Source organism: Clostridium punense, assembly GCF_017874425.1.
GTDB lineage: Bacteria > Bacillota > Clostridia > Clostridiales > Clostridiaceae > Clostridium_J > Clostridium_J punense.
Map to the genome: position 1 here is coordinate 17,161 of NZ_JAGGLL010000009.1, position 23,804 is coordinate 40,964.

A 23,804-nucleotide genomic window follows, 5' to 3' on the forward strand; every position below is an offset into this window, starting at 1 on the left:
CACTCTCTTAATTATGCTTTACTCTATCTCTTACTTCAGATAACTTAGCATTATTAAATCTATCAAGAGTACCTACTAAGTATCCTGTAATACGTCTAATTCTCTCAAATGGCACATCCTCTTCGCTTCTTCCACACTTTGGACATGCATCATTAATTATTCCACTAAAGCCACATACAGGGTCTCTATCTACAGGGTGGTTAATTGAACCATAACCTATACCTGATTTATGCATAGTCTTAATGATTTTTTCAAAGGCTTCTACATTCTTAGAAGCATCTCCATCTAACTCTACGTAGGTAATGTGACCTCCATTAGTTAACTCATGATATGGTGCTTCTATGATAATTTTATCATAGGCATTTATCTTATAGTACACTGGTACATGGAAGCTATTTGTATAATACTCCCTATCCGTAACCCCTTTGATTTCACCAAAAATTTCTTTATCCATTTTTATAAATCTTCCTGATAAACCTTCTGCTGGAGTTGCTATTAGAGAGAAGTTTAGTTTAGTTTTCTCAGCTTCGTCATCCATTCTTTTTCTCATATGACTAACTATTTTAAGCCCTAGCTTTCTAGTCTCTTCATCTTCTCCATGATGTTTTCCAGTTAAAGCAACTAAGCACTCTGCAAGCCCAATAAAACCTATAGTTAAAGTACCATGCTTTAGTACTTCCCCAATTTCATCTTCAAAACTAAGTTTATCACTATCCTTCCAGATACCCTGTCCCATTAAGAATGGATAATTCTTAACTTTTTTACTGCATTGAATTTTAAATCTTTCCAGAAGCTGTTGTGTGCAAAGGTCGATTAATTCATCTAACTTTTCAAAGAAGGCTTTAATATCTCCCTTTGAGTTCAAAGCTATTCTTGGTAGATTTATTGATGTAAAGCTTAAATTACCTCTTCCATAAGTTATTTCACTTTCTGGGTCATAAGCATTAGCAATAACTCTGGTTCTACATCCCATATAAGCTATTTCAGTTTCAGGCTTTCCTGGTTTATAGTACTTTGCATTAAAGGGTGCATCTTGGAAAGCAAAATTTGGGAATAATCTTTTAGAGCTTACTCTACAAGCTAATTTAAATAAGTCATAGTTTGGCTCGTTTGGATTTATATTTATTCCTTCCTTAACTTTAAAGATATGAATAGGGAAAATAGGAGTTTCTCCATTACCTAAACCTCTTTCTAAGGATAGCAATAAATTCTTTACTACCATTCTTCCTTCTTCTGAAGTGTCCATTCCGTAGTTTATGGATGAGAATGGTGTTTGAGCTCCTGCTCTTGAATTCATGGTGTTAAGATTATGTATTAAAGCTTCCATTGCTTGATAAGTTGTTTTGTCTGTTTCATTCCAAGCTTCCTTTAGGGAGAAGTTTTGAGCTCTCTCAACTACTTCTTCGTTATATCCTTTTGAAACTAATACTTCTCTTTCTCTTTGACAATATTCTTCATGCTGTCCAATTCTAAGTTCTTTTCCTTCATTTAAAATTTTTGCATTAATTTCACTTATGAATTCCTTTGAATTTTCCATACTTAGCATGATTTCTAAAGCCTTACACATATTCTTAATGTAATTCTTTATATAGGTTTTTTTCACTCCTAGAGCAAGAGCATAATCAAAGTTAGGTATACTTTGTCCACCATGCTGATCATTTTGATTTGATTGAATTGCTATACACGCAAGGGCTGAATAGCTTGCAATATCATTTGGTTCCCTTAAGGTTCCATGTCCTGTACTAAATCCATCCTTAAACAACTTTATTAAATCTATTTGACAACAAGTGGTAGTTAAAGTTAAAAAGTCTAAATCATGAATATGAATATCTCCACTTTTATGAGCTTTTGAATGCTCTGGTCTTAGTATAAACATTTCTGAAAAATGCTTTGAGCCTTCTGAGCCATACTTAAGCATAGAGCCCATTGCAGTATCTCCATTAACATTTGCATTCTCTCTCTTTAAATCACTGTCTTTAGAGGCTTTAAAGGTTATATCCTCATAGGCTTTCATTAAATTTGAGTTCATTTCACGAACTTTACTGCGTTCAGCTCTATATAAAATATAAGACTTTGCTGTTTTAGAGTATCCTTTTTTTATAAGTAGATTTTCTACTTCATCTTGAATCTCTTCTACAGTTGGAGGGTTTTCCTTATTTAATATTAGTGTTTCAAAAACCTCCTCTGCCATCTGTAAACAGGACTCATAGGTGTGCACTTCTTTAGATGCAGCAAAAGATCTCTCTACTGCACTAGCAATCTTCTCAACTTGGAAATTTACAACTCGTCCGTCCCTTTTAATTATTTTATAATCTTTATGGATTTCAACAATTTTATTTATCATGCTTTGCTCTCCCTTGTCAAATATAATAAAAAAAACTCCACACTTTAGATGCAGAGGTACATATCTAAAAACACACTTAAAAGTCACCCCTCTATGTACCGTAGAGTTTTGGCCTGGGTGAGTATTATATAAAGGTATTCTGGCTGAACCTGAATGTTACACTTACTCTACTAGCAAAACTCCTAGTAAAACCAATTGTAACTAGGCATTCACAGTGGCGGCACCGCACAGGAGTTTCACCTGCTTCCCCTCTTTAATATAAATCAATTTGTCATTTATATGTATATAAAAACCACTACTATATGTAGTATAACTTCTAAATAAGTATACTTCATATAGTAGCAGTTGTAAAATTAGTCATATTTGAAATATAGCTATAAAATCTACATCTTATTATTTTTCTTTCAAATCTCTCAGCATTTCTTATAAGAATAATAGTAAACCTACTGCCATAATATCCCTGAACCAACAATAAGATCACAAATAGATAAATGGTACTCATCATGCTTGTCTGAAGCTTATAATACTCCATATAAAGATATATAGGCCATAATTACTGATTTCTTCTTATCTACTTTTCTCTTATATCTACAAAGTTTTTGCTTTCTATGGCAGCTTCCCCAAAGGTAGCCATATTATTCATTACTCTTGTAGCAGCAATTACAATGTTATGAGCTAAAGGGCACCCTGTTCCTTCTCCTAATCTCATATTAAGATTTAATATTGGAGTTAACCCAAGATTATTCATCACTATCTTTTGTCCTATTTCTACAGCACAATGGGAAGGAATCATATATTCTTTAACTAGAGGGTTTATCTTCCAAGCAACTAGGGCTGCTGCAGATGAAATTATACCGTCTACAATAATTGGAACTCTGTAGTATGCTGCCCCAAGGAAGCATCCCACAAGCCCAGCAATATCAAATCCTCCAACTTTAGATAGTACATCAATAGGATTTTCTTTATCTGGCCTGTTTACTTCTAAAGCTTTTTCAATGGCTCTTTTTTTCTTTTCAAAGCCCTCCTTAGTTAAACCTGCTCCCATTCCAACTGCATCTTCACTACAGCATCCAGTTAGTGCCATAATTATAGCACTGCTTGTACTGGTATTACAGATTCCCATTTCTCCTGTGCCAAGGATTTCGTAACCTTCTTTTACTAAGGCTTCTACAATCTCTATTCCTACTTCAATACCTTTTATAGCTTCCTCTTCTGTCATTGCTCTACCTTTACACATATTCCAGGTGCCTTGTCTTATCTTTTTATTTAAAACTTGTGGATGATTAATCTCCCCGTTTATACCAATATCCACAACTCTAATATCCATATTTGATGTACTGCATAGTGCATTTATTCCACAGATTCCCCTAGTAAAGTTTAAAGTTTGTGTCTGTGTTAATTCCTGAGGACAAGTACTTATTCCCTCATCCCAAATACCATTATCTGCACTCATTATTACGTTACAGCCTTTTATAACACTATTATGTATTTTCCCTGTAATTCCTGAAAGCTGAATTGCAATGTCTTCTAACCTACCAAGACTCCCTATTGGCTTTATTAGATTGTCCATTCTTTCTGATGCTTCCTTCATTGCTTTAGCATCTAACCCCTTAATACCACTAATAACCTTTTTAAAATTCTCCATTTTATCCCCTCCTATAATAATTTTCTATTAAATAACGAACAAGTTTTTTTATTCAACAACTTTAAAAACAGTTTAGTCTGCCACAAAAAGGATTTTCCTACTTAGAGTAGCTATACAGCTGGTCAACATCCCCTTAATCAAGATGGTAGACTTGAAGCTCCCTAAATGTTGTTAACTACCTTTTCTTATTCTTTATTACTTGCTATCTATTGCATTTCTTAACAAGTTAACATAAAGCTGCTGAAAGTTTTTGCTCTCTCCGATTCCCTTAAGCACGCAGTTTACTTCAAAACCTTGACCTTCTAATATAGTTTTCCAAGAATCCTCTTCCTCTGAAGCCATGTCATTTGTTGCATGATCACCACAAACTAACATAAAAGGTATTAGGTTTAGCTTTTTATAATTTTTGCTCTTTAATAATGGAATTATTTCCTCTATAGTTGGATATCCCTCCACAGTTGCTATATGAACATTTCCTGATCCCCTGTTTTGTGCTACAGTTTGTAGTTGAAAATAACAAGCATTAGCCTGATGCGCTGTTCCATGAGCCATTAATACAATGCCCTCTTCTACACCGTAGCCAGCTATATCTTTTCTCAGTGCTTCAAAAGCATTTATATAATCCTCATTTTTGTAAAGCAACGGAGTAGAAAGTTCTAAAACCTTAAAGTAGTTTAACTCTTTTATACTACTTACAGCATCTTTAATCTTGTCATATTCTTCCCCAAAAATTATATGTAATGGCTGCACATAAACTTCTTCATAGCCTTCCTCATGAAGTTTATTTAATGCTTCATGAACTGTATCTACATAGTAGTTATCTCTGTTTTTAAGTTTTCTTATAATCATATTTGAAGTAAAGGCTCTTCTTACTTCATAAGCTGGAAAAGCCTCTTTAATTGCATTTTCTGTAGCTTCTATAGAATTTTTTAAAGCATTTTCGTAGGATGTACCAAAACTTACTACTAATATAGCCTTTTTCTTATTGTTCATTGGTTTCTCTCCTTAATAAATTAGTTTTCAAACTTCTCTTTTATTGACTTTGGTATAAAATAATAAACCATGAAAGCTAATAGTACATTTATTGCTGAAACTAATGTTAATACTGGAATTAGTCCATAAATCATGTTTCCTAAAATCGGTAATAAAGTTAAAGTAGATATTGGTCCATTAAACAAAGTCCCAACAACCATTGCTCCTAACGCAGCAATAAAGAACCCATTTTTTCTTAAAAACTTGTAAGCATAAAAAGTGGCAATCATAGTTATTCCCATATTCACTGCTATAATTAAGTGTACTGGTAAGGATAGTGGAAACCCACTTAAAAGTGATGTGAATAAATGCCCCACAACTGCTACAATTGCCCCACAAACAGGTCCCATTAATATTGTTGCAAAATATGCTGGCATGGAATCAAAGGCTATGCTGCCAAATACTTTTATATTAGCTCCTACAAAACTCAATGCTATAAATAAAGATAAAAGCACAAGTTTTCTTGTATTAAAATTTGATTTCATTTTTTTCCCCCTAATAATTTTATATCTACACATTATTTTTTACATTATAGATATCCACAATGCATTAAGATTTTAAAACTTAATTAAAACAAAGCTGATAAGATATACTGTTCTAATAAATTTAAATCCTTAAAGATTACAGGATACTCTGCCTTTGGTCTTCCAATAAGAATAATCTTTTTATCACATTCCATAGCTGCTTGTAGCTTTTCTATAGTTCCACCTTCAACTCCGCTATCTTTAAGTAGAATTGCTTCTATATTATAGTCCTTAATAAAGGCTTTATTTAATTCCTTTGAAAAAGGTCCCTTCATTGCAATAATATCTTCAACTGGAACTAATAACTCTTCACATTCCTTTAATACTTGAGATGTAGGCAATATCCTATGAATAATTCTGTTTTCTAGATTTAGATTTATTAGTGTTTTAATGTTTCTACTGCCTGTGGTGTTTAGTATATTACCACTAAAGGAGACCACCCTAGGAATTTCTGAATAATCCTCTATATAATAAAGATTTTCATAGTGCAAAAACTCCTCAGTTACAGATGGCCTTTCATATCTTATATAAGTAATATTTAATTCTTTACACACTTCAAGGGCATTTTTAGTTATTTCCTTTGCATAAGGATGAGAGCCATCAATAAGAGTATGTACTCCCTTTTCTTTTAGTAAAGCCCTCAATTCTTCTTTTATAAGAGGCTTATCATTAAGATATTTAAATTTATAGTCCCTTAGCAAGCTTCCACCATAAGTACTAGAAGTGGACACTAAAATATCCTCAGTGTACTTATTAAGCATGTTAAGTATTAACTTTCCCTCACTAGTTCCTAAGATTAATCCAATCACAGCTTATAACCTCTTGGAGTAAGGAATTTTCCTTCTTTATAATAACTGCTACTATTTCCAATAATAACTATGGACATCATGTCTACCACTGAATCATCAAAATTTCCTAAGATAAAATTATAAATTTCTTGTCCAGGTCTTAGTGCATTTTTAACCACTGAAACTGGAGTATTTTCATTCCTATATTCCCTTATAATATTAATACACTCCATTAAGTAGTGTGGTCTTCCTATGCTTTTAGGATTATAAAGAGATATTACAAAATCTCCATCTGCAGCCATTCTTATACGTTTTTTTATTAACTCATAAGGAGTTAATAAATCACTAAGACTTATATTGCAATTATCATGCATTAATGGTGCTCCAAGTACTGAGGCTGCTGCTGAAGATGCCGTTACCCCTGGCACTACTTCTATTTCCTCACCTTGGGCCATCTCAAGAATTAATCCTGCCATGCCATATATTCCTGCCTCACCAGTACTGATAATTGCTACAGTGTTATCTTTGCAAAGCTGAAGTGCCTGTCTGCATCTTTCTTCTTCACCCTTCATTCCAGTGGAAACTACTTGTTTTCCTTCTATTAAATGTTCTATGTAGGCCATATACTTGCTGTAACCTACAATTACATTACTTTCCTTAATAGCTTCTACTGCTTTTAAAGTCATATGTTCTTGTCCACCTGGACCAATTCCAACTACATATAGTTTTCCCATACCTTACTCCTTTTTCGTTGAATATTATTTTGTATTTTTTATTTTCATCATTACTTATGTTATTTTTTCTAATATTTGATTTCCTAACTTTCTATAATGAAAAGCTATATAAATGCTTTTTCAATTTACTTATCATTAAATTTGCTTTCTAAAAGTAAATTAGGTATTTGAAAATAAATAACAAGTCAAAGATGTGAAGGATATTTTTAGTTAGGCAAGGAAACAGGTTCCGCAGATAGTAGCACTATCTAAGGGTTCTGTTGACGCAGTATAACTAAAAATAGACAAACATACTGACTTATTTATTTTTTGAAAATGCCTTGATTAATCTAAACCTTCTTTAATTCATAACCCCAATTGCTAAAGTCATTCCATTAAAGCTTTCCTTTTCGTGAATAACCCTTCCTTTACATAACTCAATAACAGGCTCACACACTGCTCCAACCCCAATAGTTTTTCTTACAAAGTCACTAGTTTTGTACTTATGTTCTATTGGTTTAATTTCTTCTGGAGTAAAAGTATTTATTTCTACCCCCAAGTTTTTGCTTAGGCTTAAAATTGCAGGTTCTTCCTTCTTTATAGAAACTGTAGCAATGGTGCCCACAGCTTTCTCATGTATGTTTTTATCTTTTAATAAGGTCTTAACTACAAGCTCCATTTTCCCTTGTGGAAAGTCCTTTTTACAGCCTATGCCTAAAACAATATTTCTTCTAATAAGTCTTAACAGGGGAAGGTGTCTAAATCTCTCATGTATCTCTAAGGATTCTTTTGAGGTTACTACAACAATGCCACTAAGTTCTTCAATTTCAGCTTCAGAAGTGCTTTTATATTCTTCGGTCTCTTGAGAATTCTGTTCTAAGAGTTCCACTCTGGAACTTGGCGTACTATAATCTATAGAACAACCTTTAACTTTAAGATGTTTCACTTTAACCTCTGAATACCCTTTAGGGCAAGGTATTAAATCTTCTTCATCAATAAATCCAACTTTTTTTCCTTCTACTAATAGGGCTGCAATTGTTTTTGCCATGCCCATATCCTCAATATATAAGCTATTGCTAAGAGCTATCATGTCTGGTGCCAGTACCTCTAAGTTGTCAGTAGCTGTAGTTATTACTGCCTCACAATTTAATATTTTACTTATTATAGTGGTGAGCCTATTTGCTCCACCGAGATGGCCACTAAGTAAAGAAATAGCATACTTTCCACAGCTATCTATTACCACTACTGCTGGATCGCTTTTCTTATTAACTACATGAGGAGCAATTCCCCTCACTGCAATCCCTGTAGAACTAATAAAGATTACTGCATCGCTACTTTCAAAAGCAATTTTACAGCTGTCTTTAAAATTAAAGTCTTTATCCTTACTATTAAATACAGTAACCTTTAAATTTTGAAATTCTGTTTTCAACCCAAGGCATAGCTTATTTATTATGTTATTTCCAAGGGTAGTAACACTAATTATTGCTATTTTCATTTTTGCCCTTTCTGAACATGTGGGTGAAATTCTCATCATATAGTAGGCTTTTTTCATACTCACAATCTATAAAATCACCCACTAATATTTGGGCTTGTTTTGTTATATTTGCCTCTTTAACCTTCTTAGAAATATCATCTAAGGTTCCTATAACTACCTTTTGATCTTCCCAAGTAGCTCTTTGGATAACAGCCACAGGCACATTTCTTCCATAACCCTTTCTTAGTTTCTCAACTACCTTTTCTATCATTCCAACGGATAGGAAAAGTGCCATGGAAGCTCCTATAGAAGCTAATCTTTCTAGATTTTCCTTTTCAGGTACAGGAGTTCTTCCTTCCATTCTAGTTAAGATTACTGTTTGAGAAACACTTGGAAGTGTAAATTCCTTATTAATTGAAGCAGCAGCAGCTGTAAAAGAGCTTACCCCTGGAACAACTTCGTAGTTAATATTAAGCTTATCAAGTTCATCCATTTGTTCTTTAATTGCTCCATAAATAGCTGGGTCTCCAGTGTGGAGTCTTACAATTTTCTTATTACTTTCTTTAGCCTCCATCACTGTATCTATAACTTCCTTTAAGGTCATTGCTGCTGAATCATAAAGCTTTACATCTTCTCTACAACCTTTAAAATGCTCTTTACTTACTAAGGAACCAGCATAAATAATTACCTCTGCTTCCTCAAGAAGTTTTCTTCCCTTTACAGTTATCAAATCTGGATCTCCAGGGCCTGCACCAATAAAATAAACCTTTCCAGTATCCATAGTTCAACCTCTTTCCCATATAGGAGGTATTTTCATCTTCCTATATTCTTATATTGTTGTATTCTTATCTCTTTATATTCTTATATTGCCATCTTGTTATCTTCTTATATTTCTTCATTCCTGTGGGCTATAATTAAAGTCATATAATCCTTGTTATTTAAAATTTCTTCTCTAGTGTGGAAAATTTCTTGACCTTCTCTATAAGCTCTTTTTACTGCAAAGTAATTAAAACCTTCTTTATCTAAGAAATTTAATACTTTTTCTTCTTGGTTATAAAACTTCATAACTACTATATATTTTTCATCTTTTACTCTTTCTATTTGACTTCCTGGCACAATTAAAAGGGGCTCATCTCCAATTACAAGAATTTCCCCTGCAAGGCTGGCACTAGCACAAAAGGAAGTGATTCCTGGCACAGTTTCTGTAGGATAATTTTGCTCTCTTATGTATTTTAAAAGATAGATATAAGTACTATAAATGAATGGATCTCCAATAGTTAAAAACCCTACATTTTTTCCTTGCTGTAAATACTCCTCAATGGTTTTGAACGCTTCATACACCTTTTCTTCTTTGTCAGGCTTTCCCATAGGAAAGTGACTGATTATTACCTTTTGGTGTGGCTTTATAAAGTTTTTTGCTGTTTCATAAGCAATACTATTTCCTCCACCCATTGCACTTGGTGCTATGATTATTTCACAGTTTTCTATTACTTTTATTGCTTTAAGAGTAAGTAATTCTTCTCCTCCTGGTCCAACTCCAATTCCATATAATGTTCCTAAATTATTCATTTTCTTCCTCCAATTCTTACCCAACTTTTGTAGCAATTACTATAAAAATGGGGTTTTGAGCCTTCATCATATAACTGTTTCCAACGGTTTTTGATACTCCAACCTGAATGCACTGCACCTTATATTTTAGTTCCTTTAAGGTATCCATTGCTTTATATAAATTATCAATGGTTATAAAATTAAGTACCATTTTTCTTCCCTTGATTAATTTTTTCCCATATTCCTTAATTATAGTTTCAATATTTCCGCCACTGCCACCAACAAATATTCCGTGAAATTCACCTTGAACTTGTGGTAAAACTTCTAAGGCTTCCCCTTGAATCACTTCAAGGTTATGAGCCTGAAATTTCTCCTTATTAACCTTAATAACTTCTAGGGCTTCCTCATCCATTTCAATAGCCGTAACTTTTCCCTTAGGACAAAGCTTAGCCATCTGAATGGAAACACTTCCTGTTCCTGCCCCTATATCAAGAAGATTAAAATCTTCTTCTAGTTCTAAGTTTGCAATAGTTAAAATTCTGATTTCTTCTTTAGTCATAGGACAATTGCCTCTGATGAATTCTTCATCTTTTATAAATCTCATAGTATCACTCCAGTTCTTAGTGAATCTGCATACTACAGGCTTTTTACTGAAAGTTTAATTTCATTCATGATGAATTTCATTCATCTTCAAAAGCCTTAAAGGAACCAATGTAAGTTCCATGTATAAGTTAAGTCTTAACTTTAGTTCTCTACCAGTTTACAGCAATTCAATAAATACTATAGCTAAGCTGCTATAACTTCCTTGAAAAACTTCATTTGGAGAACCTTGAGTTATCTTCTCATCCTCATAGGAAAGATTCTCACCTACTACTATTTGGCACTCTATTTTGCTTTCTATTAAAAGCCTAGAAAGTTCTTTTGGATTTCTTTCTTTATCAGTAAGCCAAATTGACTTCTTATATTCTCTTACTTTGCTTATAAAATCCTCATTTCGTCCATGAACACTGGATAAATAAGCCCCCTGCCAGCTTCTATTTATTCTTCCCATTAAGTACTGGTAGGAACTAATTCCTGGGATTACCTCTAAGTCTCCCGGATAATTTCTATTTATAAAGTCAGTAATTCCATAAAAATTAGGATCTCCTGATGCAACAACAGCTATGTTTTTGTTAGTATTTTCTTCTAAAGCTTCTATGATGTCCTTAAGTGTAGTTTTAGCCTCTTTTTCATTATCTATAAAATCTAAGCTTTCTAAGGCTCTTTTAAACCCAAGAATTAAATCACAGTTTCTCATTACTTCTATAGCTTTAGGCAGTATATAATCCTTATGCCCTGGGCCAAGACCTACTATGTATACCATGAAACTCCTCACTTCCTTGAATCATATAGAACTCCCCTTTTCATGGAGTACATTATCACATCAACTTCTATACTTTCATAAGAGTATTGCTGCATTCTCATTTTTACCTTTTTACCAACGGATTCATATAAATCTTCATAACCCTCGCCAAGAAGATTTACTGCTCCTTCTGTGGTTTTTTCTTCATATATTTTTTTCACTAATTCTGTTGGATAACCAAGAAGTGCTAATTCTAAAGCTAAGGTTTCTAGTCTTACATCGCAAACTCTGCTGTGAGTATTAAAAGCTCCACTTGCAATTTTACACACCTTACCTATGTGGCCTACCAGGGTAATTTTCTTAACCTTTCTAGCCATTAAGGTATCTAGTGCAAAACCTACATAGTTTGATATGATTACCATGTTTTCTTCCCTTAAATTTAATTCCTTGGCCATGTTTTCTCCCATGTTTCCAAAGAGTAAGGTAAGCTCCTCATGACCATTAGCTAGCTTTTGACTTATCTCTAGCTTAATAGATTCCGTCAAGGCCTCCTCTGACATAGGCATTACAATTCCTGTAGTACCTAGAATAGAAATGCCCCCTAATATGTTTAGTCTTGGATTGAAGGTCTTCTTTGCAACTTCCTCACCTTTTGGTACCATAATTGTAATCTCCACTCCATATCCCTTTGGAAGAACTTCTCTAACTTCCTTTTCAATCATGGTTCTTGGTACAGGATTTATGGCTGGCTCTCCTTTTTTTATATAGAGTCCCTCTCCACAGACTACTCCTACTCCAGTTCCCCCTTTTAACACATATCCTTCTTTAATAAGAGTAGCTCTAGCTCTTATCTCCAAGCCATGGGTAGAATCTGGATCATCTCCTCCATCTTTAATTATGGAGCATTCTACATAAGTTTCTCCAAAAGTCACATTAATAACTGGAAGACTTAAAACTACATTTTTAGGAGTATTAAAGGTTATACTATCTATTACATGTTTTCCATCCCTAAAGCTATACACTTCTTCACTATTGTACTTATCCCCTATTTTTTCTCCAAGGAGATTTGTAAAAAGCATCATTGTAGCAGCCTTTGCAGTACCTGTGGCTGCTGAACCTGTAGTAAATCCACATCTTAATTTTTTCCCATTTGCTTCAATGAATAAATCTAGCATCTTTAATCACCAACTTTACCGCTATGCCTTATGTAGCTGCCATTTTATATCTTATTATCTAATGAACCTGCTCTACTATGTTCACTGACTACGAAAAGACACCCTACCTCTAACACAGTTTATTTTTCAAACAACAAACTTCCCTAAAGTTAATCTCTTTCAACTATCATGTACATAATTGCATTAACAATGGCTGCAGCCACGTTACTTCCACCCTTACGTCCTCTTATAGTTATGTTTGGTATATTATACTTTAATAGTTCTTCCTTGCTTTCCTTGGCTCCAACAAAACCAACTGGGGCACCAACTACAAACTTAGGATTTACTTTTCCTTCTCTCACTAAATCTAACAATTTGAAAATTGCTGTGGGTGCATTTCCAAAGACGAAAAACTTTACTCCCTCTTCTACAGCCTTCTCAACTCCTGCCATGGAGCGGGTGATTCCTCTTTCCTTAGCTATCTTTGCTACTTCCTCATGAGCTACATAGCATTTCACTTCACAACCTAGCTTCTTTAAGGCAGCCTTGTTAATTCCAGAAAGGGCCATATTAGTGTCTGTGTAAATTGTGATTCCTCTTTTAAGAAGAGCCTTAGCACTTTCAATAGCATCCTCACTTATATGAACTATATTTTGGTAGTCAAAATCTCCAGTAGTATGTATGGTTCTTTTTACTATAAGAAGCTCTTCCTCACTAAAGTTATGCTGCGCCATTTCACTTCCAATTATTTCAAAGCTTCCTCTTTCTATATCCATTGGATTTTTAATATATTCCATAGTCATCAATCCTTACTCTTTTTATATTCAACAGCCTTTTTCATTAATTGCTCTAGAAAATCTATATTATTAAAAAAGTGCACATGGCCGTAAGCTCCTAGAGTATTTTCTTTTACATAACCACAATTCCACTTCTTTATTTCATTATCATAAGTAGTCTTTTCTAATTTATAAATTGGAGGCTCTTCTACTTGTACTTTTGATTTATGAAACTCATGACAATTAATAGCTGTACCTACTTTTAATATTGGATTTTCCTTCTCTACATCAATTCTTGCATACCCAAAATTTTGTAGAGATTTTGTTAGATAAGAATATCCTTTGAAAAGCCCTACAGTGTCATGGATTTTCTCTTCTCCAAAAGTTTTAATCCCTTCTGTTAAGTACATGAGTCCACCACATTCTGCATAGCAAGGTAGTCCATTTTTGAGTGCACTATTTATTGATTTAAGCATGGTTTTGTTTTTGCTTAACTCCTCTACAAACACTTCTGGATAGCCACCGCCAATATATAAAAAATCCAAATCATCTGGAATTTCTTCATCCTGTAGAGGGCTAAAGTACACTATTTCTCCTGCTTCAGAGAGTAGTTCTAGGTTTTCCCTATAGTAAAAACTAAAAGCTTTATCCTTAGCTACTCCAATTCTTAAATTGCAATTTTCTATATTAAACTTTTTATTATTGGTTTTAACCTTAGAATTTAGTGAGTTTTTTTCCTTCAAAGAAATCTCTGGGGAGTCTATACACTGAAACTCAACTTTTTCTTGTAATTGTGGTAACTCTTTTACCTCCATAACTTCTTGAGAAAAGTCCTGTATAAGATCCTCCATATCCACATTTTTTATTATATAGTCACTGCAAAGGTCTATCTTTTTTTCTAAATCTTCAATTTCAGTGGCTTGTACTAACCCTAAATGCCTTGATTTCAATGCCAAGGTTTCATCCTTTGGTATGTACCCATAAACCTTTAAAGAAGTAGCTTTTTCAACAATAGTTTTTAGAAGCTTATAGTATCCTTCTGAAATATTATTTAAAATAATACCTTTAATATTTACTTTTTGAACATGTTCATCACAGTAATTTATGATACCTTGAAGCTCAGCAGCTAAAGTAGCACTTTGAGCTTTTGGGCTTAGTACTAAAATCACAGGTAGGTTTAAAACCTTTGCTACATGGGCTGTAGAAAACTTGGAGTCAATTCCTTTTCCATCATAAAGTCCCATTACTCCTTCTACTACGCCTAAGGTGCCTTGTCCTCTAGAATAGGCTTCCAATACACCTTCTTGACCCATTAAAAACAAATCTAAGTTTCTTGAAGGTTTCTTAGTTATAAATTGATGAAATGCAGGGTCAATGTAATCTGGTCCTACCTTATACCCCTGAACTTCATATCCCATTTTTATAAGTGCTCTCATTAGTCCAACAGAAATGGTGGTTTTTCCACCACCACTGCTGTTAGAAGAAATAATAATACTTCTCATGACTTTTCCTTACATTTCACTTAACCACTTACATGCATCAATAGCACAGTAAGTAATTATAATATCTGCTCCAGCTCTTTTAATTGATGTAAGCATTTCAAGCGTTGCATTCTTTTCATCTAAAAGTCCGCACTCTACTGCTGCTTTAAGCATTGCGTACTCTCCGCTTACGTTGTAAGCTGCCACTGGCATATTGAATCTATCTTTTACTGCTCTTATGATATCTAGGTAGAATATAGCAGGTTTAACCATTACTATATCTGCACCCTCTTCTATATCTGCCTCTACTTCTCTTAAAGCTTCCTTATAGTTTGCTGGATCCATTTGATAAGTTTTTCTATCTCCAAATTGTGGGGAAGAATCCGCTGCTGCTCTAAATGGGCCATACATTGCAGAGCTATATTTTGCACTGTAACTCATAATAGATATATGTTCAAATCCATTTTTATCTAAGATTTGTCTTATAACACTTACTCTTCCATCCATCATATCTGACGGTGCTACCATATCTGCACCAGCCTTTGCATGTGATAAAGCTACTTTTGCAATATATTCTAAGCTGTGGTCGTTATGAACCTTTCCATTCTCAACAACCCCACAGTGACCATGACTTGTATATTGACACATACAAACATCAGTAACTACAAACATGTCACTATCAAGCTCTTTTATCTTCTTAACAGCTCTTTGAACTATACCCATTTCCTCAAAGGCAGAAGTTCCAACTTCATCCTTATGATCAGGTAACCCAAAGACCATTATTCCCTTAACCTTAGCTTTTTTAACTTCTTCAACTAGTTCTCCTAATCTGTCTACTGACCAATGATACTGTCCCTTAAGAGAAGATATTTCTTTTTTAATATTCTCTCCTTCTACAACAAAAATTGGTAATATAAAATCATTTGGGTTTAGTATAGTTTCTCTCACTAAACTTCTTATTGCTGCATTCTCTCTTAATCTTCTATGTCTTTTGTACATATTAAATTCCTCCTAGAATAATTACTTAATAGTATATTTATAAATATAGTTTCATATCTTAGTTCTCTTTTGAAATAATTTTTATTTATTACGCACTAAATTTAAATTTACTTATTTCTTAGCTTATATACTGAGTCTATGTTGAAGCTCTTAAAGTTTCTGGAAAGTAAACAACTTATATTTTCATTAATAAAATCCTTAATTAGTAGATTTTAAAAGTTGTTTTACAATTCCATCATTACAGCTTTCCTCACACTGAACAAAACTTATCTCTTGTCTTTGTAATTCTTTTGAAGTTATTGGCCCAATAGATATAACCTTCTTTTCTCTTATAGCCTCTAGCCCAACTAAAGTTATCATATTCTTTACAGTACTAGGACTAGTGAAAATTACGGTATCAACTTCTTTAAACTGACCAAGATTATTATTTTCTCCAAGAACAGTTTCATATATGTGACAATCATCCACTTCACAACCTGCATCAGTTAAGGCCTCTACCATATAAGGCCTTCCATTTTTAGACCGTGGAAGTAGAACTTTGTCTCCCTCTTTTAAAAATGGCTCCATAACTTCAAATAATTTTTCACTTACAAACTCATTAGCACTTAAAAATGGAACTATTCCTCTCATCCTTACAGCCTTGTCACTAGCTGGTCCGATGGTTACAAATCTTCCCTTTATGGTTCTTGTATCAATATTATTTTCCATTAAGGCATCAAAAAAGTTGTTAGCTGCATTTACGCTAGTTATAACTATGTATTGATACTGTTCTAATCTTTCTAAAAATGGCTCTATACTTTTCTTTGCTTCTTTTATTTTAATAGAGTTAATCTCAGTAACCTCAGCACCTAACTCTTTTAGCTTTTCACTTAGTTCTTCACTTTGTTCTTTAGTTCTAGTTATACAAATGTTCCTTCCAAAAAGGGGCTTCTTCTCAAACCAGTTAAGCTTATCCTGGAAGTTAACTACTTCACCCACAACAATGATTGCTGGGTTACCTAAGCCTCGTTCTCTAGCTAAAACTCCTATATTTCCTATATTTCCAACTGCTTTTTTTTGCTTAGCAGTAGTGCCCCACATAACAACAGCTGCTGGAGTTTTTTCATCCATGCCATTATTAATTAACTCCGAAGTAATTCTCTCTAAATTTTCAAAGCTCATCATAAAAATTAAAGTACCCTTAAGCTTTGCTATTACAGAAAAGTCTAGATTAAGTTTATCTACACTCTTACCTGTGAAAATATGAAAACTCTGAGCTATCTTCCTATGAGTTACTGGAATACCGCCATAATTTAAAACAGAAATTGGAGAGGTTATCCCTGGAACTACTTCAAAGCCTATATTTTCCTTTAAAAGTGCTAAGGCTTCTTCTCCTCCACGACCAAAAATGTAGGGGTCTCCACCTTTTACTCTTCCCACTGTATGTCCTTGTTTTGCTAAGGTTATAAGCATTTCATTAATTTCATCTTGAGTTTTATAGTGGCTTCCTGGTTCCTTACCACAATAATAAATCACCGCATCCTTATTTACGTACTTAAGAATTCCTTCTCCTGACAGTCTGTCATACATTATAGCTGTACATTTTTTCAGTACCTTTATTGCCTTTAAGGTGATTAAGTCTTCATTGCCTGGCCCACCACCAATTAAATATACTTTACTCATTCTCTTGCCCCCTGGTAAGTATTTTTTCAGCAAGCTCTTTACCTAGTTTCATATAATCTTTTTTATTTCCACTAACACTATCCTTAACAAGGTTCCCTTGAACTTCATAAATTCCTACTAAATTAAGTGTATCTCCGTGAAGGGTTCCATAGGCTCCAATAGTGCAGTTACAATCACCTTTAAGCTCTCTCATGAAGCTTCTTTCAGCTTCAACACATATTCTAACCAAAGGATTATCTAGTGTTTTAAAAATCTCAAGGTTTCTACAATTCTCATGAACTTCTATGCCAAGGGCCCCCTGACCAATAGCTGGAACCATATCACTCGGATCAAAATAATCTGTTATAATACTTTCCATATCTAATCTCTTAAGCCCAGCTGCTGCTAGTATAATTCCATCTAAGTTTTCACGTTCTATCTTATCAATTCTTGTTTGAACATTGCCTCTAATTGGTACTACCTCAATGTCTGGTCTTAAAACCTGAAGTTGTGATGCCCTTCTTTTACTGCTAGTTCCAACTCTTGCTCCTGTTTTTAAATCTTTAAACTTTACACCATTCATGGAAACAAAAGCATCTCTTACATCTTCTCTTACAGGCATGGCTGCAATTTCAAAACCCTCTGGCATTTCATAAGGTACATCCTTCATGCTATGCACTCCTGCATCTGCTTTCCCCTCTAAGATTGATTTTTCAAGTTCTTTAATAAACAGCCCTTTACCGCCTATCTTATCTAGGGTTACATCTAACCTTTGATCCCCTAAGGTATCTGTTAATACTTTCTCACATTCAACATTATGAAATTTCTTAACAAGCTCTATTATATAATCTGTTTGCACTAAGGCTAACTTACTCTTTCTTGTAGCTATTTTAAAATTCAATACTGTCACCCCCATAAAATAAATTAAATATTTCCTCACCGTAACTTCTTTCAAAAAAGAATAAAAAGTCTTCTGAAGAAACAAACTCTAAAATTTCCAACTTGTTAGGGTTATGTTTGATATTCCCTCTAAGCTTTGTTACAAAAGAAATGTAATCATCATATGTAGTTACATACTCCTTAATCTTTCTTACTAATAATTGTGAGGTTTTTGGACTTTTTCCCTTAAGCCTTACTCCAATGGCTACTTCTCTTGTGGACTCCATTGCACATAAGGTGGCTACAGACTCTTCTGGCATAGTGGTATCAATATAAATTTTGCACTTTTTATCACATAGTTCTCTAATTTGCTGATTCAGAATCTCATTGTTTGTACATATTACAATTACATGATAATGTTCAATAAACCCATCCTGAAATTCTCCATTTATAAGCTTAAGGTTTTTGCTATTTATATCAAAGAATTCTCTTTTAAATTCTGGTGAAATGCATTCTAGTAAAAAACCTTTTTTTAAAAGTGACTTAGCCTTAACTAAAGCTGCCGTTCCACCACCTACTACTAATACCTTCACCTTCTTGGAGTTTAAGCAAAGAAAGGTAAAATCCTCATTATGGTTTTCTATTTTCATAAATCTTCCTCACTACCACTTACATTTTTTCCTTTAAGATTTCAAAGCACTTCATTTTCTATATCTTTTAATACCTTAATTAAAGTCTCATTGGATTTTCTATCTTTTACCGCAAGCCTTATAAAATACTCATTTAGTCCCTTATAATTGTCACAATTCCTTATTAATATTCCTCTTTTCATCATCTTTTCATAAAGGTTGTAACTACTAGTATATTTTAACTTGCAAAGGAAATAATTTCCGTAACTTATGTACACTTTTTCAATAAAATTTATGTTATTAAGATTTTTATACATAAAACTTCTTTCGTCTTCTATCCATAACTTAGATTTATTAATAAACTTTTCATCCTTAAGTACATACTTTACTGCTAGTTCGGCAAAACAATTTACAGACCAAGGATTTTGATTGTTACTAAAGTACCTTAGAAGCTTTTCATTCCTAGTTATACCGTATCCAAATCTTATACCTGGCATACCATAAAACTTAGTAATTGCTCTTACAATTACTAAACAGCTATATTTATCAATATACCTAATAAGACTTTTATCATAATCCAGAATAAATTCTATAAAAGCTTCATCTATAATGGCAAGCTTATTGCATTGCTCACACTTATCTAATATAGCCTTAAACTTACTAAAGTCTATAATACATCCATTTGGATTGTTAGGATTCCCTATAATTAATCCATCTGTTTCTTCTACAGCTGAAAGTATATTGTTGTAATCATATTCCATGTTTTCATTAAGATAAGAATAGTTAATCTTTAGGCCATATTTCTTACTAAAATCCTCATACTCAATGAAAGAAGGAACTACAATGGTTATGGATTTTAAACTAGCAATTACTAGGTCTAAAACTTCTGAAGCACCATTACCTACGATAATATTTTCTCTTGCAATACTAGATAAGTAAGTTTTTTCAGAGCTTTTTTTATGTTCTTTTGAAAAATATTCTTCACTATCTGAAAGATATTGAATTATGTTATCCTTCAAAGTTCTATATTTTACATCTGGATATAACATAACCTTATTTAGAGCTTCATCTATGTGAGCTGAAAAATCTTTAGATATGGGTAATGGATTTATATTTGAACTATAATCTAATAAATTTTTCCCCTTTAATAATCCATCGCTATATACATCCCCACCATGCTTCATAACTTCACTTCCTAACTTTCTAATTTATATCAGGCTTATATGTTTTTCCTATAGGGAATCAAATTGAAGAATAACCTATACAATAAACTTACTTTATTTCATTTAATGCCTTTTGAAAATTAATTTGATTTATCTTGAGTTAATTAAACTTTCGCTAAGAAAATCCTTATGAATTCTTTAACTTTAAAACTTAAGGTCCATTTTTCATCATAAGTTTGTCTATTTTAAATATAGTTTTTGCATAAAATAAAAAGGTGAACCTGAAAGGTTCACCTACTATTACAAATTCCGAAAAATAATTTTTTATATAACAATAGTTCTTTCCCTCCGAAAGATTGTTTTGAAATTTAGGCAGGTCTCCTGGCTCATGAATCACTCTACACCTCACCTTCCTCTTACGAGTGGCTATTAAGGTTCGTCCTCATTTACAGTAGCGGGGGCTGCTGTGGATTTTAACCACATTCCCTTTTCACTTCTTTTAAAAGCACCTAAACATACTATATTTAGTTTTCAAGGTAATTATAGCCTTAAAGCAAAGTTTAGTCAACAATTTTAGTCTTGGAATTTATTGACTAAATTTATAATACCCCTCAATAAAATATCACCTTATGAAAAGGCTATTAAGATAGTTTTAACCTTATACTATCCATAACGTTGCCAATATTAATATTAGCACCTCCGTTAAATACATTAGCTTTCCTGTCTGGAAAATATGATTTGCTTCTAGGTTTTTAATAGGTTCTCCTATAGTTGGCTTGTACATAACCTCACCAAAATAAGAGTTAGTTCCTCCAAGCTGAACTTTTAGAGCTCCTGCTGTAGCTCCTTCTGGATAAGCACAATTGGGACTTTTGTGATTTTTTCTATCTCTTATCATAATTCTAAAAGCTTCTATTATATTGCCTCCTAAAAATGGTGCAATTAGGCACATTAAAACTCCTGTAACTCTAGCAGGTATAAAATTAAACACATCATCTGTCTTTGCCGGGAAAAAACCTATATATCTAAATTTTTCATTCATATACCCTAGCATTGAATCCATGGTATTAATTCCTTTATACATCACTGCTAAAGGTGCTCCTCCAACTATTCCGTAAAGCACCGGTGCAATTATCCCATCAGAAGTGTTCTCACTAACAGTTTCCACTGTAGCTCTTATGATTTCGTGCTCACTAAGCTCTTTAGTATCCCTTCCTACAATATAAGAAAGCTTTACTCTAGCTTCTTCAATATCTCCATTAATTAAAGGTTTATACACATCCACCCCTGCATTGTACAGTGACTTCGCCGCAAAGGTAGTCCAAAGTATTAATACATTTAAAGCATGGAAAACATAAACATTTATCCTAGCTCCATAAAGCAATATATATGGAATTAAGTATGTAGTCGCAGCTACAATAACCACAATAAGTCCACCAGAAAGTTTAAGTTCTTTTTCAGACTTACATATTCCTCTAAAGAATTTCTCTAACTTAGATATTAGCTTTCCAATATAGATTATTGGGTGAGGAAGCCATAGAGGGTCTCCTATGATAAAATCTATAAGAGCTGCAAAGATTACATAAATTATATTAAGTTTAATGTTAAAGTTAAACATAGTATACTCCTTACCTCTTCCTAAACTGAAGTTATCTTTTTATTCCTATGGCTTCATAGATTTTATCCATATCTAAAGACTTTCTAACAATGTCAGCAAGTCTATCTAATTCTTTATCCCTTAGACTTTCATATTCCATGGAGGCTTTAGCCTCTATACCCTTTTTAGCTCTAAGTTTATTTACTACATACTGTCTAAAATTAACTCCATCAAAAACTCCATGGATATAAGTACCCAGTATATTTCCTTTTTTATTTATTGCTCCATCAAAGTAGTTTTCAACATGATTATTCTTCTTATTAATTTTAACTAAAGGCATGGCATCTTCACCTACTGTTGTTTTTCCCATGTGAATTTCATAACCATAAAGGTCTATATTTTCTTCTATTCCCTCTATAACTTTACTGTTTATAGTTCCTTCTACTCTAGTTGTAACCTTCTTTTCTTCAAATACTGTTTTGATATCTAAAAGTCCTAGACCGTCCATAACCTTTAAGTTTGTTTCTACACCTAGTGGATCCTCAAGAGTTTTTCCTAGAATTTGATACCCTCCACAAATTCCTATGATTTCCCCTTCTTTACTATATTCTAAAATTTTATCAGAAAGCCCTGAAATTTTTAAAGCTTGTAAATCCCCAAGAGTATTCTTAGTTCCTGGTATAATAAGCAAATCTGGATTTTTAAATTCACGTACATTAGTTATGTATCTGATTGAAACATCCTCTTCACTACTTAAAGCATCAAAATCCGTAAAGTTTGAGATATGTGGAAGCTTTATCACTGCAATATCAATTTTATCCGTCACCTGCTTATTAAGTTCCACAGCTCCATCTTCATCTTCTAAAGCTAAAGTAAAATGAGGTACTACTCCTAGGCACTGCTTCTTAGATATATCCTCAAGCATTTTGAGTCCTGGCTCTAAAAGTGCAATATCACCTCTAAATTTATTTATTATGGTTCCTTTTACTCTTGCCCTTTCTTCTTCACTTAAAAGAATTAAGGTTCCAACTAATGAAGCAAAAACTCCCCCTTTGTCTATATCTCCTACAAGGACAACTGGAGCATCCACAAGTTCAGCCATACCCATATTTACAATATCATTTTCTCTTAGGTTTATTTCTGCTGGACTTCCCGCACCTTCCATTACAATTATGTCAAAGTTTTTTTCAAGTTCTTCAAAACCTTTTTTTAACTCATCTTTGAATTCAACCTTTAAGTTATGATATCCCTTTGCGTCACTATTTCCATAAACCTCACCATTAAAAACAATTTGGCACTTTTTATCTGATGTAGGCTTTAGAAGAATCGGATTCATATAAACTTCAGGTTCAAGTCCTGCTGCATAAGCTTGAAGAACTTGAGCTCTTCCCATCTCCTTACCGTCTAATGTTATATATGAATTAAGTGACATATTTTGAGATTTATAAGGACACACTGAATATCCATCCTGTTTAAATATTCTACAAAGTGCTGTAACCAAAATACTCTTTCCTACTGAAGATGCAGTACCTTGCACCATAATTTTTGCCATTAAAATATCCCCACTTTCAATATTATTTTATAGGAAACTAAAGCTCTCCATTAACTTTTCTATTATCCTGCTTTAAATTCCCAATTATTTGTAATACACCTAAAGAAATCTCTTCAGATTTCCTTGTAACTTTAGTATAAGTCAAAATAAAAAGGGTAAGTCCCAAGGACTTACCCTACTATTACTAATATAAAGACATCTATATTTTCCATAACAATAGCTCTTTCCCTCCGAAAGCTTGTTTTATAAATTTAGGCAGGTCTCCTGGCTCATGAATCTTTCTACACCTTACCTTCCTCATATGAGTGGTATACAAGGTTCGTCCTCATTTACAGTAGCGGGGGCTGCTGTGGATTTTAACCACATTCCCTTTTCACTTTAGAATTTTTCCTTCTAAAGCACCTAAATCAAATATTTAGTTTTCATAATGATTATAGCCTTAAGCTTCTAGTAAGTCAATAATCTAAGAACTTCAAAAGCCTATATTAATTAAATAAGCTAAGAGTTTTGATATATAATTCAT

General features: G+C 33.3%; 21 protein-coding genes and 3 riboswitches. All 21 genes read right to left on the minus strand.

Annotated features, from left to right (window positions below; translation table 11 throughout):
• Positions 1 to 7: 7 nt before the first annotated feature.
• The 21 genes from J2Z44_RS06900 to J2Z44_RS07000 all read right to left on the minus strand — a co-directional run bounded on the left by J2Z44_RS06900 (position 8) and on the right by J2Z44_RS07000 (position 23,281).
• Complete coding sequence (locus tag J2Z44_RS06900; RefSeq protein ID WP_021285756.1) at positions 8 to 2,344, minus strand: anaerobic ribonucleoside triphosphate reductase; 2,337 nt, start codon at positions 2,342 to 2,344, stop codon at positions 8 to 10.
• Positions 2,345 to 2,456: 112 nt separating this feature from the next.
• Positions 2,457 to 2,646: riboswitch (cobalamin riboswitch) on the minus strand.
• A gap of 269 nt (positions 2,647 to 2,915) precedes the next feature.
• On the minus strand, positions 2,916 to 3,989 hold the full coding sequence (gene cobT, locus J2Z44_RS06905) for a nicotinate-nucleotide--dimethylbenzimidazole phosphoribosyltransferase (protein ID WP_021285755.1): 1,074 nt from the start codon (positions 3,987 to 3,989) through the stop codon (positions 2,916 to 2,918).
• A gap of 195 nt (positions 3,990 to 4,184) precedes the next feature.
• On the minus strand, positions 4,185 to 4,982 hold the full coding sequence (locus tag J2Z44_RS06910) for a sirohydrochlorin cobaltochelatase (protein WP_021285754.1): 798 nt from the start codon (positions 4,980 to 4,982) through the stop codon (positions 4,185 to 4,187).
• Between the two features lie 20 nt (positions 4,983 to 5,002).
• A complete protein-coding gene (locus tag J2Z44_RS06915; RefSeq protein WP_021285753.1) occupies positions 5,003 to 5,506 on the minus strand; it encodes an ECF transporter S component in 504 nt (167 codons plus the stop codon).
• Between the two features lie 83 nt (positions 5,507 to 5,589).
• On the minus strand, positions 5,590 to 6,354 hold the full coding sequence (locus tag J2Z44_RS06920; RefSeq protein ID WP_021285752.1) for a cobalt-precorrin-6A reductase: 765 nt from the start codon (positions 6,352 to 6,354) through the stop codon (positions 5,590 to 5,592).
• Positions 6,351 to 7,067, minus strand: a complete 717-nt coding sequence (cobJ, locus tag J2Z44_RS06925; RefSeq protein WP_209649440.1) for a precorrin-3B C(17)-methyltransferase — start codon at positions 7,065 to 7,067, stop codon at positions 6,351 to 6,353. Before cobJ ends, J2Z44_RS06920 begins: the two co-directional genes overlap by 4 nt.
• 340 nt (positions 7,068 to 7,407) lie before the next feature.
• Positions 7,408 to 8,541: a cobalt-precorrin 5A hydrolase gene (gene cbiG, locus J2Z44_RS06930; protein WP_021284119.1), complete on the minus strand. Its 1,134-nt coding sequence runs from the start codon at positions 8,539 to 8,541 to the stop codon at positions 7,408 to 7,410.
• Positions 8,522 to 9,301, minus strand: a complete 780-nt coding sequence (gene cobM, locus J2Z44_RS06935) for a precorrin-4 C(11)-methyltransferase (RefSeq protein WP_209649441.1) — start codon at positions 9,299 to 9,301, stop codon at positions 8,522 to 8,524. The genes cbiG and cobM overlap by 20 nt, the downstream gene beginning before the upstream one ends.
• 104 nt (positions 9,302 to 9,405) lie before the next feature.
• The gene (locus J2Z44_RS06940; RefSeq protein WP_021284117.1) at positions 9,406 to 10,089 is read right to left on the minus strand and encodes a cobalt-factor II C(20)-methyltransferase; all 684 of its coding nucleotides are present in this window, start codon (positions 10,087 to 10,089) and stop codon (positions 9,406 to 9,408) included.
• A gap of 16 nt (positions 10,090 to 10,105) precedes the next feature.
• On the minus strand, positions 10,106 to 10,672 hold the full coding sequence (cbiT, locus tag J2Z44_RS06945) for a precorrin-6Y C5,15-methyltransferase (decarboxylating) subunit CbiT (protein ID WP_021284116.1): 567 nt from the start codon (positions 10,670 to 10,672) through the stop codon (positions 10,106 to 10,108).
• Between the two features lie 156 nt (positions 10,673 to 10,828).
• The gene (cbiE, locus tag J2Z44_RS06950; protein ID WP_021284115.1) at positions 10,829 to 11,431 is read right to left on the minus strand and encodes a precorrin-6y C5,15-methyltransferase (decarboxylating) subunit CbiE; all 603 of its coding nucleotides are present in this window, start codon (positions 11,429 to 11,431) and stop codon (positions 10,829 to 10,831) included.
• 8 nt (positions 11,432 to 11,439) lie between these two features.
• Entirely contained in the window at positions 11,440 to 12,585 is a 1,146-nt protein-coding gene (cbiD, locus tag J2Z44_RS06955) for a cobalt-precorrin-5B (C(1))-methyltransferase CbiD (protein ID WP_021284114.1), read from the minus strand.
• A gap of 149 nt (positions 12,586 to 12,734) precedes the next feature.
• A complete protein-coding gene (locus J2Z44_RS06960; protein ID WP_031271652.1) occupies positions 12,735 to 13,361 on the minus strand; it encodes a precorrin-8X methylmutase in 627 nt (208 codons plus the stop codon).
• Between the two features lie 5 nt (positions 13,362 to 13,366).
• Positions 13,367 to 14,842 carry a cobyrinic acid a,c-diamide synthase CobB gene (locus J2Z44_RS06965; RefSeq protein ID WP_021284112.1) on the minus strand — a complete coding sequence of 492 codons (1,476 nt, stop codon included), beginning with the start codon at positions 14,840 to 14,842 and terminating at the stop codon, positions 13,367 to 13,369.
• 9 nt (positions 14,843 to 14,851) lie between these two features.
• The gene (hemB, locus tag J2Z44_RS06970) at positions 14,852 to 15,820 is read right to left on the minus strand and encodes a porphobilinogen synthase (protein ID WP_021284111.1); all 969 of its coding nucleotides are present in this window, start codon (positions 15,818 to 15,820) and stop codon (positions 14,852 to 14,854) included.
• 198 nt (positions 15,821 to 16,018) lie between these two features.
• Entirely contained in the window at positions 16,019 to 17,482 is a 1,464-nt protein-coding gene (gene cobA, locus J2Z44_RS06975) for a uroporphyrinogen-III C-methyltransferase (protein ID WP_209649442.1), read from the minus strand.
• Entirely contained in the window at positions 17,475 to 18,362 is an 888-nt protein-coding gene (hemC, locus tag J2Z44_RS06980; RefSeq protein WP_021284109.1) for a hydroxymethylbilane synthase, read from the minus strand. Before hemC ends, cobA begins: the two co-directional genes overlap by 8 nt.
• Positions 18,352 to 18,990, minus strand: a complete 639-nt coding sequence (locus J2Z44_RS06985) for an NAD(P)-dependent oxidoreductase (RefSeq protein ID WP_021284108.1) — start codon at positions 18,988 to 18,990, stop codon at positions 18,352 to 18,354. The genes hemC and J2Z44_RS06985 overlap by 11 nt, the downstream gene beginning before the upstream one ends.
• 41 nt (positions 18,991 to 19,031) lie before the next feature.
• Positions 19,032 to 20,153: a pyridoxal phosphate-dependent aminotransferase gene (locus tag J2Z44_RS06990; RefSeq protein ID WP_021284107.1), complete on the minus strand. Its 1,122-nt coding sequence runs from the start codon at positions 20,151 to 20,153 to the stop codon at positions 19,032 to 19,034.
• Between the two features lie 333 nt (positions 20,154 to 20,486).
• A riboswitch (cobalamin riboswitch) is annotated at positions 20,487 to 20,660 on the minus strand.
• 130 nt (positions 20,661 to 20,790) lie between these two features.
• Positions 20,791 to 21,750 (minus strand): adenosylcobinamide-phosphate synthase CbiB, encoded by a 960-nt coding sequence (gene cbiB / locus J2Z44_RS06995; protein WP_021284104.1) that lies wholly within the window; start codon positions 21,748 to 21,750, stop codon positions 20,791 to 20,793.
• Between the two features lie 31 nt (positions 21,751 to 21,781).
• On the minus strand, positions 21,782 to 23,281 hold the full coding sequence (locus J2Z44_RS07000) for a cobyric acid synthase (RefSeq protein ID WP_021284103.1): 1,500 nt from the start codon (positions 23,279 to 23,281) through the stop codon (positions 21,782 to 21,784).
• Positions 23,282 to 23,518: 237 nt separating this feature from the next.
• Positions 23,519 to 23,702, minus strand: a riboswitch (cobalamin riboswitch).
• Positions 23,703 to 23,804: the final 102 nt, after the last annotated feature.